Below are 13,195 nucleotides of genomic sequence, written 5' to 3' on the forward strand. Positions count from 1 at the left end.
CGGGTTCTTTCGCCGCACCGAGTGTGCGTGCGACGAAAGAACCGGGTCAGGCGGTCTCCTTGAGATCCCCGGGCCCTCCTGTGCCCTCCCCACGCTCTTCACCGGTCTCCTCACGCACTTCGAGGGTTTTCCGGGAGCCGATCGAGGCACGGCCGGCCACGCCGACCGCAGCAATCAGGCCGAGCATCAGAATGCCGGTCGCGGCAAGCAGAAGCGCGTCACCGCCGCCGAGAGCGGCGACTAGCGGCCCGCCTAGCGCCGTGCCCAACGGCACGGACAGCACGCGTACGGAGGAACTCGTCGCCAGGACCTGTGGAAGGAGTGCGGGGGGCGCCGAACGCTGGAACAGTGCGGTGGACAGTGACGCGTACGGTGGCCACAGCATTCCGGCCGCTGCGAACGAGGCCAGGGCGACAAAACTGGGGACGCCCAGACCGATCGGAAGCATGACGGCACCGAAGGTGATGACGATGCCGATCGTAGTGGGCCACAGCCGACGGTGACTGAGGTAACCGGTGAGCATTCCGCCGACCAGCGCACCGAACCCGAATGAGGTGTAGAACATGGAAAGCAAAGCGGCTGATCCGCCCAGTTCCTCCGACACGTGCAGGGGCAACGCCACATAGACGGGTCCGAAGAGGAGGAAGAAACCGAAGCTGAGGGCCAACAAGCCCAGCAGCTTCGGATTACGCCGGATAACCAGCAGCCCCGTCGATCGTGAGGGCTCCTCCGTGTTCCGTTCGTGAGCGGTGTCGGGAAGCTCTCGTGGGAGCAGAAAGAGGAAGGTGGCCGCGAGCGCCGCGAAGGTTGCCGCGTCGACAGCTATCACGGTGGCCGCTCCACCCAGGGCGATCAGCGGAGCGGCCACCATAGGCCCCACGATGGTGCTGAAGGAACCGATGGTGGAGAGCACCGCGTTGCCCGCAAGGTGGTCGTGCTCAGGCAGGACTCTGGCAATCAGCGTGTAGATGCCGGCCTGGCCCCAGGAATGAAGCACCGAGGAGGCGGCGAGGAGCCCGATATACAGGCCGATGCTGAGGCCCCCCAGGGCGTAGGCGAGCGGGATGACTCCGAGGGCGCAGGCACGGAGCACCGCATCCCAGCCCGCGAGTCGGGCGGGCGACCGGTGCCTCAGAAAACGTCCGAGGGCCAGTGCCCCCACCGCGCCGGGCAGGGTGTACGCCGCCACCGCCATCGCCGCCCAGACGCTCTGGTCGGCTTTCGGAGCAAGCTGGAGGGCGAACCAGCTGACGGCCACGACGGCCATGCCGTCGCCCAGTGAGGACAGAACGAAGCTGGGCAGGAGCCGGCGAATGGTCGGGTGGCGGACCACCGGCCAGTACGGAGACGTCTCTATGAATCTGTTCAGGGCCTGTGTCATTCGTTTCTCCGGGACATCGAGGATCGCTCGGCCGAGTTTGACTCCAGGTGGGCGACGAAAGTGCAGTTTTCGCGTGCAGCATAAAATGAAGCAGTTGCGCCTGAGGGATCAAAAATGGGAAAACTGCGCCAGGTTGACGATTCCGGACCCGGCATACATTGCGCACTCCAGAGTGTGGCGGGTCAGACCCGCTCACTCAGCAAGTGTGAACTCGAATCCCATATCGTTGATGTCCTGATCCCGGTAAGAGCTCGTAACAGATCTTGTTGAGGTCCGCGGTGTGACTGAGCACTTCAGTTGTCGCTCGGTCAGTTCAGGTGGCACCTCGGGCGCTGGTCTCGCTTGGGATGCCGGGCCACAGGGCATGGCCTTTTGAAGGAGCGGATCACGTGAGTGCGAGCGAGGGACGGGAGCACTGGGAGTTGTTGCCCGGAGCCGGGGTGGGGCCACGGGAGTTGTCTGTTGTACACCCTCGATCACTCCCTCGCCCTGACCGATCTGGGGGTTCTGCTGCGCTCACAGGAGGTAGGCGGCGTGCGGATGTCGCGGCCGGTCTTCGTGAAGGAGGACTGGTTGGAGTCGGAGTACTTCGACGCCAACCCCAACATCGACCCGGCCACCGTCAACACCCTCGCCACTTGCGAATGGGTCAAGAAGGGGGAGCCGCTCTGCCTGATCGGCGACTTCGGCAGGGCAGGGGCGCTGAGCTGCTGTTTCAGGTTCTGACCGAGCGTGAGGAAAGGAACAGCGCCGCGATCGCTTCGAACGAAAGTTTCAGCGGGTGGACGAAAACGTTCACGGATCCGCGGCTCTGCGCGGCTATCGTCGACCGCCTGACCTTTAACGGCGCGATCATCCAGACCGGCACCGAGTCCTACCGCCTCGCCCACACCAAAGCCCTGGCCGAACAGACCCAGGCCGGCTGAACAGAGCGCCGTATGGCCGGCCCCGGAGGTCAGCGGGGTCGGCAGCAGGGCGAGATCAGCCGTCGGCTTCCCGCGCCACGCGCTCCAGCCCGCTCCACCACGCCTGCTCCCCTGGCGGCATGTTGTCCTTGCCCTGCAAATACCCGACAGATCCGTCGATGAGCTCACGCACGATGTCCGCGTGGCCGGCGTGCCGTTGAGTATCGGAGATCACGCGCACCACGATGTGGTGCAGTGTCACCTCCCCACGTTCCTCCGGCCACCACGGAACACGGCCGATCGCATCCAGCGCGAGTGCCGCGATCGTGCTGTCGGAGTGCTTCCACGCCTGCCGATACAGCCCAATGATGTCTTCACGCGACTCGTCCGCAGTGGCCCACATGTCCGGGTTGGATTCTGTGTCCTCCGTATACCACCAAGGCGGCGGCTCCTCGTCGAAGAACGGCCGCCCGAACGTGTCGCCGAAATAGCCCAGTTCCACGCCCGCGACATGCTTGACCAGCCCCAACAGGTTCGTGCCTGTGGGGGGGGCGGCGGATGTCGTAACCCGAGAGCCCGTCGAGCTTCCAAAGCAGGACATCACGTGCTTCTTGCAGGTATTGGAGAAGGTCCGCTTTCGGCTTCGGTTCGATCATGCTCGGCGGTCTTCCACCCGGCACTGACAGTCGAGAGTGACATCAAAAGCCACTGACATTGATCTTGCCCAACGCCGTGAAACGACTGGCCCAAATTTTGGTAGTCAATGTCGTTGATGGGGAGGACTGGAGTTCGCGCTGATTTTCCGTGGTCCGGTCGTATATCGACTGCCGAGGATTGCGATGGTTGGTGCATCAGCGGGAGATATGACGCAGGCGCTAAGGTCCATCACAGTGGCAGTTCCGGAGTCGCGGGGTGTGCCGATCGAGCCTGTCATAGTCGACCTACAAGAGACCTCGACGCCGTCACGGATGTGGTGGAACGCCACCCGCGCCTTGGCCGACAGAATCTGGTTTGCGCCGTGTTTCCCTGCATTCAGGGACGACGGCTCGCCGTGGCCGGCGACGCGCCGCTCACGTGAGCGGCCTCCTGATCGCGGGCCCCTCCGAGGCACTTGCGCTTGTCCACATCAGCCCGACCAGAACGCGCTTGGACGATAGCGTGGAAGTAGCTGTTCACACGGTCTCGTGATTCAGGTGGATGAGCCCTTCGATGGACCCCAGGCGGGCTTGTAGGGCCGGGTCCGCGGTCGGAGTGGTGGTGAGCAACAGCACCTGGGCCGCTGGGTGTTCCGGAGCGTAGAGGTCGTCTTCGCCGTCGTCGCCGGGGATCGAGTTGGGCTGGATCTCGATCCGTCCGTTGGGGCTGCTGGCGAGGTGGTAGGCGCCTCGGTGATCGCTCTCACGCTCGGTGAAGACCTGCCCGAGGCGATCACTGACGAGCCGGACCAGCTCGCTGGCGCTGTGGGTGCTGGTGCCGTAGGTGTGGTGGTCGGTCATGGTGCACCAGACCCTATGCCACGGCGGTGGCGGGACGCTCGACCAGTTGGCCGCGTTCGAAGCGGGCCCCGGCACGAAAAGGGGGACTAGGTGGGGTGTGTTCACGGCCCGCCACCGCTGCTGGCGGACTCGACGAGCTTGAAGACCATGGCCTAGGGCCACGGTGGGGATCCGGCCCCGCGCGTGACCTTGGTGCGCAGGCGGACGGTGGCGAACGAAGGAGGCCCGGTCTGCGCCGCTGAGTCAGGGCCGGATGACCAGGAGCAGCGGCACGGCGGCTGCGCCCAGGGCGAGGACGGCCGCCGTGCCGAACACCTTGGTCGGCAGAGGCAGGTCCTTGTCGGCGACGGACGCGAAGCCCGCCAAGACGGCGCCGTTGAAGGCAAGCGGCAAGGACGGCTTGCCGTCCGTCCTGCTGGAAGCGCGCGGATTCCCGGCTTCCTGCGCGTCCGACCCTCATAACTCGGACGAAGGTCCCGCTTTTGGGAAGTCAGGTGGATGGGTTCCTCGACGCTGGGGTGCAGATCGACTGCCCCAGACCGATCAGGACTCGGCGAGAGAGGAACTTCGGGCTAGGACTTCTCCCTTCGGATCCCCCTCACGGGGATGCGACAGGTTGCCCGCCATGACTGAGTTCGGACCCGTCGCCTGGCCACCTGCTCCGATCGGGACCGAACGGCTTGTACTCCGGGAGTCCGAGGCCCGGGACCGTGCGGCGTTCATCGAGCTTTTCGCCTCAGCAGAGTTGCGCACCTACCTCGGTGGCCCTCGCCCGCGTGATGAGCTCGAACGCGCCGTGCCCGAGATACCCGGGCAGCGCCCTGGCCTTTTCGTGGTCGCTCTCGACGGAGCGATGATCGGCACTATCACGCTTCTCGATCGGCGGAACGCGGAGCGCCCGGGGCACGTTCGTCCGGAGGCTGGGGAGGCCGAGCTCGACTACATGTTCGCGCAGGGAAGCGTGGGGATGCGGGTACGCCGCCGAGGCGTGCGCAGCGGCACTCGACTGATTCGCCGACGCGTTCCCCGGCGAGCCGGTAGTGCTCTGCACGCAGACGGCCAACGACCGCTCGATGCGCCTCGCGGCGAAGTTGGGGTTTACCGAGGTGGAGCGGTTCGAGGAGTGGGGCGCCGAGCAGTGGTTCGGCGTGTGGTCTTCGGTCCCACCGTTCAACTGAGTCAGGGCGTCTCTTTCGGATCTTGTCGAGCCCCGTGGTGCCTGGCGAGATTCGGTTCTGGTGCCCGGATCTGATCTATGTTGACAACATGGCAAGAAGTCACCTCCCTCTCGTTGCATCGTTTCTGGCTTGCCTCGCGCTATCCGCTTGCTCCGGGGACAAGGCGCCGCCGACCCCGGCTGGTGTGGCTTTGTTGACGGGCAGTGGTTCTGGCTCAGCTTCTGTGACACGCCCACACTGAGCGGCTGGGGCGCCTCCCGGAGGTACGCGAAGTCGCCCGAAATGAGCTGTGTCCATGACGGTGGCGCCGACAGTTCGCTGCCGTGGAAAAGGTCGCGCTCCGGCTGATAGGTCGTTGTTCCCATCGATGCCGGGTTCATGGCTCCCTCGACGGGTCTGAACAGCACACTGGAGACGAGCTACGTCACCGACCTGTAGCCCCCGGACCAGAGCGGTAGTCGACCTGCTGCGGCCGTCATGACTGCTGGAAGCGGGTGCCGGAGACGAGGGCATACCGATCCACCTTGTAGACGAAGTGAGTCGCAAGGTGCTCGATACGAGTGATCATCGCGGGACCGCGCCCGGCAGGCCGGCCAGGCCGCCGAGGGCGAAGCGGTGCCGGTCCGCCGTCCCCAGAGCGAGCGCCGTGCTCTTGGCCCGCTTCAGGTAGAGGTGCACGGGGTGCTCCCAGGTGAAGCCGATGCCACCGTGCAACTGCAGCGCTTCCTCCGCCACCTTCACCGCGGCGTCGGAGACGAACGCCTGGGCCAGCGCCGCCTCGGTGGCCGCCGTGGCCGTGTTCGCGGACAGCGCCGCTGCGGCGTTGCGGGCGACGGCCCGGGCCAGGGTCACCAGAACCCACAGGTCCGCCAGGCGGTGCTTGACGGCCTGGAACGAACCGATGGGGCGGGCGAACTGGTGGCGCTCCTTCGTGTACGCCACCGTCGTGGAGAGGCACCATTCGGCCACTCCCAGCTGCTCCGAGGACAGCAGGGCGGCCCCCGCGACGAGCGCCTGGCGGAGCGCGCGCTCGGCATCGGCCCCCTGTGCGAGCGGCAGGGCGGGCGCCGAACGCAGGACGATGTCGGCGAGCGGGCGGGTGAGGTCCAGAGAGGTGACGGCCTGGCGGGTCACGGTCGAGCCGGTGCCGGACAGGTCGACGGCGTGCAGGGCGGGGCCGTCCGGGCCGGTCGAGGGCACCAGCAGCACATCGGCGGCGAGCGCGTCGGCCACACCGCTGACCGTGCCGGGGCCGGTCCGTATCGTGTCGGGGAACACGCCGCCCGGCCAGGACGCGAACGGAACGGCCAGGCAGGCGATCCGCCGGCCGGCGGCGACCTCCGGCAGGAGGCGGGTGTCCCCCACCGCGAGCAGCGCCGCGGTGGCCAGCACACTGCTGCCCAGGTAGGGAACGGGCGCGGCAGCGCGTCCCAGTTCCTCCAGCACCAGCGCGGTCTCGTTCCAGGAGGCTCCCGCTCCCCCCAGCTCTTCCGGGACGCTCAGGCCTGCCACCCCCAACTTCCGCGCCAGTGCCTGCCACAGCGCGGTGTCGTGGAGGTCCTCGCCCTCCACCGCGGCGAGGAGAGCCGCCGGAGGGCAGTGGTCCGCGAGCAGGGCGCGCACCTGTGTGCGCAGGTCGTCCTCGACATCGCTGTAGAGGAGGTCGAGGACGGGGGTCTCGGGGGCGGTGCTCACCTGGGCAGGTCCTTCCATGGCGTGTGCTTGTCGGTCCTGGTGTCCTGGGGCAGCCCCAGGACGCGTTCCGCGATGACGTTGCGCAGCACCTCCGTCGTTCCGCCTTCGATGGAGAGCCCCTTGCTGCGCAGGTAGAGGTAGCCGAACGAGCGTTCCGCGAAGGTCTGGCCGGGATCCGGCCAGCGGAACGTCCAGTCGTCGTAGCGCAGCCCCTCCGCACCGAGGAAGTCCAGGGCCAGCCCCGATATCTCCTGGTTCACACGGGCGAAAGCGACCTTGACGGCGGATCCTTCGGGACCGGGCTGGCCCGCGACGAGTTGCTGTCGCAGGCGTTCGGCGGTCAGCCGCAGCGCCTCTGCCTCGACCCAGTGACGCAGCAGTGCCGCGTGCAGGCCCGGCGTGCGCAAGTGCGGGTGTTCACGCCAGGCAGCCGTGAGGGCTCCGATCATTCCGCCTTCACGCGGCAGGGTGTCGGCCCCGATGGCGACGCGCTCGTTCATCAGGGTGGTCTGGGCGACTTTCCAGCCCTCGCCCACCGCTCCCAGGCGGTGGGTGTCGGGCACGCGCACGTCCGTGAGGAACACCTCGTTGAACTCGGCCTCGCCGGTCGCCTGCCGAAGCGGCCGCACGTCGACGCCCGGGGCGCTCATGTCGACGAGGAAGTAGGTCAGGCCCTGGTGCTTGGGCACGGCCGGATCGGTGCGGGCGACGAGCAGGCCCCAGTCGGCCTCATGGGCATGGGAGGTCCAGACCTTCTGCCCGTTGACGATCCAGTCCCCGGTGACCGGGTCCGGTACGGCCCGGGTGCTCAGGGCGGCGAGGTCGGAACCCGCGCCCGGTTCGCTGAAGAGCTGGCACCACACCTCGCGCCTGGCGAACAAGGGGCGCAGGAACCGTTGTTTCTGCTCCTCGTCGCCCCAGGCCAGCAGTACGGGTGCGGCCATACCGAGGCCGATCATGTAGATGCCCAGGACATCGGTGGCCGCTCCGGCGGCTTCCAGCTCCGCGTCCAGCACCGTCTGCAGCGAGCGGGGCGCACCGAGCCCGCCGCTGCCCGGAGGGAAATGGATCCAGCTCAGTCCCGCGTCGTACCGGGCTTCCAGGAATTCGGTCGGACCCATGGCCCGGGGATCGTTCTCGGCAAGGAATCGCCGAGTGAGTGCGCGAATGCTTTCCGGTGTCCAGGACGGTGTGCCATCCGGGCCTTGCCGTGGCTTTCGCATTGTCATGGAAATGCCTCTCATGCGGTTGCGTGTACTGGCAACAGCCTTGCCGGGCAGGCTGGGTGACGTTTCCCGCAAGCAGAGAAACTCCACCTCTCCCCTCCCTGGTTCACCGCACGCTCCATGCCCAGGATCGGCGGAATACAGGGAGGACAGAGATGGAGGGACTGCCGAGAGACGCTCAACGGTCGGCAGCCGGGCCAGGGCGTCCCCACGTCCTGCCGTTTCCTATGTCATCACTCAGCCGCTGCCGGGCACATGAGTGATGTCTACTCCGCCGGCCGGGCAGGGCCCCCTGCCCACCGTCACATGCCCGGGTCGAAGTCGGTGATCATCTTCTGGGCGGCGGCGAGCTGTTCCTCGGGAAGTGCCACCGCCCGGCGGGCGGTGGTGTCGATGTGGACCCCCGTGATGACGGTGACCGCCGCCTGCTCGCCCGTGGAGGCGTTCTCCATGTGGTGACAGAAGCGGATCTTCTTGGCGCCGACCTCCAGGAGCCCGGTACGCACCACCACCACGTCTCCTGCGCGCAGTTCACGCCTGTACGAGATCCGCTGGTCCACCGCGACCATCCCCCTTCCCTGTTCCCGCAGGTAGGCAGGGGTAAGACCGATGCGGTCGAACAACTGCCAGGTGGCCTCGTCGAACTTCCCCACGTACCACATGACGTTCATGTGCCCCATGTGGTCGCAGTGCCAGGGGTAGACCGTGCCTCGGTAAGTGATCTCCAGATCCGCCACGCCGGGGTCTCCTCGAGTATGCGGGTGCGGCCCCGCCGGTGAGCGGGGCCGCACCGGGAGCGAAGTGCTTGTAGGGGCCAACGTATGGGGCGGCACAGGGATGTCATGAGTGATCGCTACTCACGCGCGAGCACCGTGCCCCCGAGGGGAGCTCTGTGCCGAGCGGGGTGCCTAGGCCGACAGGAGCCGGCGCAGGTGGCGCCGGTCGGAAGCACCGACCTTCTGATAGACGCGGTAGAGGGTGTTGCTGACGGTGCGTGGGGAGACCACCAGTCGGCTCGCGATCTCCTTGTCGGTGAGGCCCTGTGCGGCCAGTCGCGCCACCGTTCGCTCCCGGGGCGACAGCGCCACGCTCTCGCCGAGGAAGTGCAGCGGCGGTGTGGCCACGTCGCCGCAGTGGGCGAGCAGGGCGCGCGCCTGGGCGGTGGACGCCGTCGCCGCGCGGTCTCTGCCCGAACGGCGCTGCAGGCGGGCCAGCTCCGCATACCCTTCCGCGGCGTACAAGGCGGCTCCCGAGTCGGCCAGAACCCGGCAGGCCTGCCCCAGCAGTTTGACGTCCCCGGAATGGACCGCGCGGGCCAGACGCAGGCGACTGCGCAGGTAGGAGCCCTGGAGAGGGATGTCCTGGGCGAGCGCCGGGTGGGCGGGCAGGCCCAGCCGCGCGAGTTCGTGGAAGACGGTCACGGCGTCCGCGCAGGCCCCGTCCTCCAGCGCGGCGTCACCCGCGGCGTGCAGCATCGCCGTCGCTCTCTCCTGATCCCCCTGGCGGTGTGCCTGCCAGGCGCGGGCGACGGCGAGTTCGGTGCCGAAGCACCCCTCCTCCAGATCGTCCAGCGGATCCTCCGGCCGGTTGTGCACGGAGGACGACAGGCAGGTCAGGCTCAGGGCACGCTGGATCCTCGCCTTGACGTGCCAGGGCCGCCATCCGACCTGGTAGGCGGGTGTGAACGAGAGGTACGGAAGCGCGTCGCGAATACGGCCTCGTTCGTACAGCGCGATGCCGAGCGCCAGACCCCGCTGGGCATCGACGCGCGCGCCGCTGCCCTGAGTGACGCGACGGTACTCACCGAGCATGGTGCTCTCCGCCTCGTCCAGCCGTCCGGCGTGGATGAGGGCGAAGGCGTGCATCTCCTCCAGCGAGTCCCGGCCCACGGGCAGTGCGGGCTGGTCGGGCACGGTGAGTTCACGCAGGTGGGCGTACAGCTCGAGCGCGTCGTGCGGACGGCCCAGGTGGCACAGGGCGCCCATGGCGAGCAGGCCCGCTTCCATACGGTAGGGCGATCCCGAGTCGCGGTGGACGCCTTGCGCGTGGTGCAGCGCGTCGGAGAAGCGGCCGCGGAAGAAGGCCGTCATGGCCGTGAGGGCCGTACGTTGGCCGGTGGGCAGTTCCCGGGCGAGCCGGTCCGCCTCCGCGTGCCGGCCTTCGACGAGGAAGGCCCTCGCCTGGACCGGCACGAGCCTGGCGGCGTACTCCGGATGGTCGAGCCACACCTTGGCCACGAAGTCGTGCAGCTCATCGAAGCCCGCTCCGGCGAACATGGCACGGGCGTTCAGCTCCGCGGCACGCGCGGAAGGACGGGTGTCCCAGGCCGCTGCCGCCAGACGGCCGGCGGTCGGAGCGTCATGATTGCGCAGCGCGTGCTCCGCGCTGTCCAGCAGACCGCTCTGCTCGGGGACCTCACCCGTGTCGAGGTGCCATTGGACCAGACGGACCCTGTCCACCGGCCGCTGCACGTCCGGCTCGGGCAGGGCCGCCGTCCACAGGCGCAGGTAGTGGCGTCGGCGCAGTGGGGCGACACCCTGGCGCAGCACGTGACCGAGGTAGGGGTGGGCGACGGCCACCGATGCCCGGTCACGCTCCGACTGGAGACCCCGCGGGTCGGGCACGTGGAGGAGGCCTTCGTCTTCCAGCTCCAGCAGGGTCTCGGCTCGGACGACCTTCTCCAGGACGTGCAGGGGCGCCGGTTCGGCAAGGGCGACCAGTTCCAGCGCCTGCCGGCCGTCCTCGGAGAGCCGTGCGAGCCGGCGGATCACCAGCTCGCGCAGCGCGGTGGACGACGGCACGCCGTGGTTCAGCCGCCATGCCGGGCCCGCGTCCTGGACGATCAGGTTCTGCGCGAGGGCGGCCCTGACGAGTTCGCGGAGGAGGAGCGGGTTGCCGGCCGACATGGTGGCCAGACGCACGACGCTCGGCTGGTTCAGCCGGTGTCCGAGCAGCGAGCTCGCGAGACGCCGGGTCGACAGGACGTCGAGAGGACCGAGTTCCACGCGGGCGAGGTGCTGGTCCTTCCAGAGCGAGTTGAGCTGGGCCGGAGCCTCGTCCACGTTCACCGCGAGCAGCAGCCGGTCGTGCCGCTGGTGCGCGAGTTCACGCAGGGAGGCGACGCTCTCCGGTGACAGCACGTGCGCGTCGTCGATCCACAGCGTCCTCGGGCGGCGCGATCCCGAGCGCAGCAGCCGCTGCACCGCCGACAGCACCGCTCCGGGGGACAGCCGTTCGACGTGGCTCGTCTGGCGTGGCATCGCTGCCAGGGCGGCCTCGGCGGAGGTGTACGCGCCTCCCGGACTCCCCGCCGGTTCGGCCGACGGCGACAGGGCGGCCACGATCTCCTCGCCGAAGCGGGACTTCCCGACACCCGGGGCACCGACGATCAGGACTCCGCCCGGTCCGGTGGAGGGATGAAGGGCTCGCAGGGCCAGGCACAGTTCACGGTCACGGCCGACCAGGTCCACTCGGTCGGCCATGGTGAGTCCGGCGGCCCCGTACGTGAAGCAGGGACTGCCGGACGGTGCGGTGTGCGCAGGTGAAGCCATCGTGATCCCCCAGGCGTCGGTGGTGCTGGCAGTGAGATGAGGTCCGGAAGGGCACCTGTCACCGATGCTCCGGCGCCGGCCGGTCCGCTCGCGTTGGGGCAGCACCCCAAGGTTTGCGGACACTGGGGTGCGCGTGGCGGCGGCCGGCCCTGCTGCCTGGGCGAAGGCCACGCGCGTCGGGCGGCGGGGCGTACGCGATGCGTGCCGGCCGTTTCCATGCCCTCTCCTGGCGTCCCTGGCTACAACAAGACACGGTGCGGGACCGGGGCGTGGGTTCGCATCCGTGCTTCCACTGGGATGCGGCCGCTGTCCGGTGTTCTCCTGACAGCTGCGGCTGCTCGCCACTCTGTGCCTTCCCCTTGTCGCACCTCGTGTCCGTACGACGCGATCCCCTGACCTCGCCCAGTGGAGTACTGGTTACTCATCGCACCAGGCGGGTCGCTCGTAGCCTTTTTCCGTCACAGCACACGGCAGCGTGCCGCCCGTCGCGGCGACCTGTGCTGGGCAGGCAGGCGGGAGTCGCCGCTCGGCGGCGCCACGTGTGCCTGCGTCCGCGCCGCGCGTCGCCCTCGTCCGCCGGGATCACTTCCGCGACAGGGCCGCGGGGTCCGCTCTCAGGAGGATTCATGAACACCGCACCGTCCGCACCGCACGGCGAGCCTCTCGCCGACGGCCCGCCCAAGGGGGCCCACGGGACACCCAAGCCTGTCGTGCTCGCGGCAGTCCTGGCAGTGGTCCAGCTGGTCGTCCTCATCGCTTTCGCGTGGCCGGCCGCTCGCATGAGTCCGCACGACGTGCCGGTCGTCGTCGCGGGCGGCGGTCCGGTGTCGACGGCGCTGCGGAAGCAGCTCGTACAGGCCGAGCCCGGGGCCTTCGACATCTCCACCCGTGCCGACGAGGCGGCAGCGCGTGAGGCCCTGCTCGACCGGGACGCCTACGCTGCCGTCGTGGTCGACGGCAGCCGGGTGAAGGTGCTGGTCGCCACCGCCGCCAGTGCCGCCGTCAGCTCCGCGTTCGGACAGGTGGCCGCCGAGCTGGGCAAGAAGACCGGCACGGCCGTTCCCGTCGAGGACGTGAAGCCGGCGCCCGCCAAGGACTCCCACGGGGCGGCTTTCGCCTCCAGCGTCCTGCCGGTGGTCCTGACCGGCATCATCGGCGGCCTTCTCTTCGCCTTGAGGCTTTCCGGCCGAGGAGCGCGACTGCTGGGCGTCACGTTCTTCGCCTGCTTCGCCGGACTGGCCACCACCGCTCTGGTGCACGGGTGGATCGGGGCCCTGAACGGTTCGTACGTCATGGAAGCCGCGGTCGTCGCCCTCATGGTGATGGTCATCTCCGGTGCGGTCGCGGGGCTGGGCTCCGCGCTGGGGCATCCCGGCCTGGCGCTGGGCGCCCTGACGATCCTTCTGGTGGGCAACCCCTTCTCCGGAGTGGCGTCCGCTCCCGAGATGCTCCCGGGTCCGTGGGGAGCCATCGGCCAGGCACTGCCGCCGGGAGCGGGCGCGAGCCTGTTGCGGTCCGTCACCTTCTTCGACGGCGCCGGCGCCACGAAGCCGCTGACCGTCCTTCTGGTCTGGGCTCTCGGTGGTCTCACGCTCCTCGCCGTCAGCGGCCGCGGCAAGGCCGAACGGAAGGTCCCCGCGCTCGCGACGGCGTGACAAGCAGTCCGTCCTCACCGCACGGCGGTGCGCCCTGATCTGTCCCCCGGTTCAGGGCGCACCGCCTTTTTGCCGGCGTCATGGACCACCCCGTGTTCGTACGGATGC

Annotated in this window: 8 protein-coding genes and 3 pseudogenes; 3 read left to right on the forward strand and 8 right to left on the reverse strand. The window is 68.6% G+C overall.

The window, feature by feature from the left end; translation table 11 throughout:
- Positions 1 to 46 precede the first annotated feature (46 nt).
- Positions 47 to 1,381 carry an MFS transporter gene (locus ACFZDE_RS30120; RefSeq protein WP_391205094.1) on the reverse strand — a complete coding sequence of 445 codons (1,335 nt, stop codon included), beginning with the start codon at positions 1,379 to 1,381 and terminating at the stop codon, positions 47 to 49.
- Positions 1,382 to 1,918: 537 nt separating this feature from the next.
- Between ACFZDE_RS30120 and ACFZDE_RS30125 the strand changes: the two are divergent.
- Positions 1,919 to 2,307: pseudogene (locus ACFZDE_RS30125) on the forward strand (ATP-binding protein); the annotation flags it as partial.
- A 55-nt stretch (positions 2,308 to 2,362) separates the two neighbouring features.
- On the opposite strand, the pseudogene ACFZDE_RS30130 reads toward ACFZDE_RS30125, so the two are convergent.
- The 3 genes and pseudogenes from ACFZDE_RS30130 to ACFZDE_RS30140 all read right to left on the reverse strand — a co-directional run bounded on the left by ACFZDE_RS30130 (position 2,363) and on the right by ACFZDE_RS30140 (position 4,148).
- Positions 2,363 to 2,942: pseudogene (locus ACFZDE_RS30130) on the reverse strand (DinB family protein).
- A 516-nt stretch (positions 2,943 to 3,458) separates the two neighbouring features.
- The gene (locus ACFZDE_RS30135; RefSeq protein WP_391205096.1) at positions 3,459 to 3,782 is read right to left on the reverse strand and encodes a hypothetical protein; all 324 of its coding nucleotides are present in this window, start codon (positions 3,780 to 3,782) and stop codon (positions 3,459 to 3,461) included.
- Positions 3,783 to 4,025: 243 nt separating this feature from the next.
- Positions 4,026 to 4,148 (reverse strand): hypothetical protein, encoded by a 123-nt coding sequence (locus ACFZDE_RS30140; protein WP_391205099.1) that lies wholly within the window; start codon positions 4,146 to 4,148, stop codon positions 4,026 to 4,028.
- A 259-nt stretch (positions 4,149 to 4,407) separates the two neighbouring features.
- Between ACFZDE_RS30140 and ACFZDE_RS30145 the strand changes: the two are divergent.
- Positions 4,408 to 4,960 (forward strand): annotated as a pseudogene (locus tag ACFZDE_RS30145) (GNAT family N-acetyltransferase).
- Between the two features lie 564 nt (positions 4,961 to 5,524).
- Here ACFZDE_RS30145 and ACFZDE_RS30150 read toward each other — a convergent pair.
- The 4 genes from ACFZDE_RS30150 to ACFZDE_RS30165 all read right to left on the reverse strand — a co-directional run bounded on the left by ACFZDE_RS30150 (position 5,525) and on the right by ACFZDE_RS30165 (position 11,363).
- A complete protein-coding gene (locus ACFZDE_RS30150; RefSeq protein WP_391205102.1) occupies positions 5,525 to 6,673 on the reverse strand; it encodes an acyl-CoA dehydrogenase family protein in 1,149 nt (382 codons plus the stop codon).
- Complete coding sequence (locus tag ACFZDE_RS30155) at positions 6,652 to 7,878, reverse strand: acyl-CoA dehydrogenase family protein (protein WP_391205683.1); 1,227 nt, start codon at positions 7,876 to 7,878, stop codon at positions 6,652 to 6,654. The genes ACFZDE_RS30150 and ACFZDE_RS30155 overlap by 22 nt, the downstream gene beginning before the upstream one ends.
- Before the next feature lie 305 nt (positions 7,879 to 8,183).
- Complete coding sequence (locus ACFZDE_RS30160) at positions 8,184 to 8,618, reverse strand: thioesterase family protein (protein ID WP_391205105.1); 435 nt, start codon at positions 8,616 to 8,618, stop codon at positions 8,184 to 8,186.
- A gap of 171 nt (positions 8,619 to 8,789) precedes the next feature.
- Positions 8,790 to 11,363, reverse strand: a complete 2,574-nt coding sequence (locus tag ACFZDE_RS30165; protein WP_391205108.1) for a LuxR C-terminal-related transcriptional regulator — start codon at positions 11,361 to 11,363, stop codon at positions 8,790 to 8,792.
- Positions 11,364 to 12,058: 695 nt separating this feature from the next.
- On the opposite strand from ACFZDE_RS30165, the gene ACFZDE_RS30170 reads away from it, so the two are divergent.
- Positions 12,059 to 13,087 (forward strand): ABC transporter permease, encoded by a 1,029-nt coding sequence (locus tag ACFZDE_RS30170; protein ID WP_391205111.1) that lies wholly within the window; start codon positions 12,059 to 12,061, stop codon positions 13,085 to 13,087.
- Positions 13,088 to 13,195 lie beyond the last annotated feature (108 nt).

This window comes from Streptomyces sp. NPDC007929 (assembly GCF_042959065.1).
GTDB lineage: Bacteria > Actinomycetota > Actinomycetes > Streptomycetales > Streptomycetaceae > Streptomyces.

Bases quoted from the DNA above. Each gene is read 5' to 3' on its own strand.
- ACFZDE_RS30155 (WP_391205683.1), bottom strand. From the start codon at position 7,878: ATGCGAAAGCCACGGCAAGGCCCGGATGGCACACCGTCCTGGACACCG.
- ACFZDE_RS30120 (WP_391205094.1), bottom strand. From the start codon at position 1,381: ATGACACAGGCCCTGAACAGATTCATAGAGACGTCTCCGTACTGGCCG.
- ACFZDE_RS30165 (WP_391205108.1), bottom strand. From the start codon at position 11,363: ATGGCCGACCGAGTGGACCTGGTCGGCCGTGACCGTGAACTGTGCCTG.
- ACFZDE_RS30170 (WP_391205111.1), top strand. From the start codon at position 12,059: ATGAACACCGCACCGTCCGCACCGCACGGCGAGCCTCTCGCCGACGGC.
- ACFZDE_RS30150 (WP_391205102.1), bottom strand. From the start codon at position 6,673: ATGGAAGGACCTGCCCAGGTGAGCACCGCCCCCGAGACCCCCGTCCTC.
- ACFZDE_RS30135 (WP_391205096.1), bottom strand. From the start codon at position 3,782: ATGACCGACCACCACACCTACGGCACCAGCACCCACAGCGCCAGCGAG.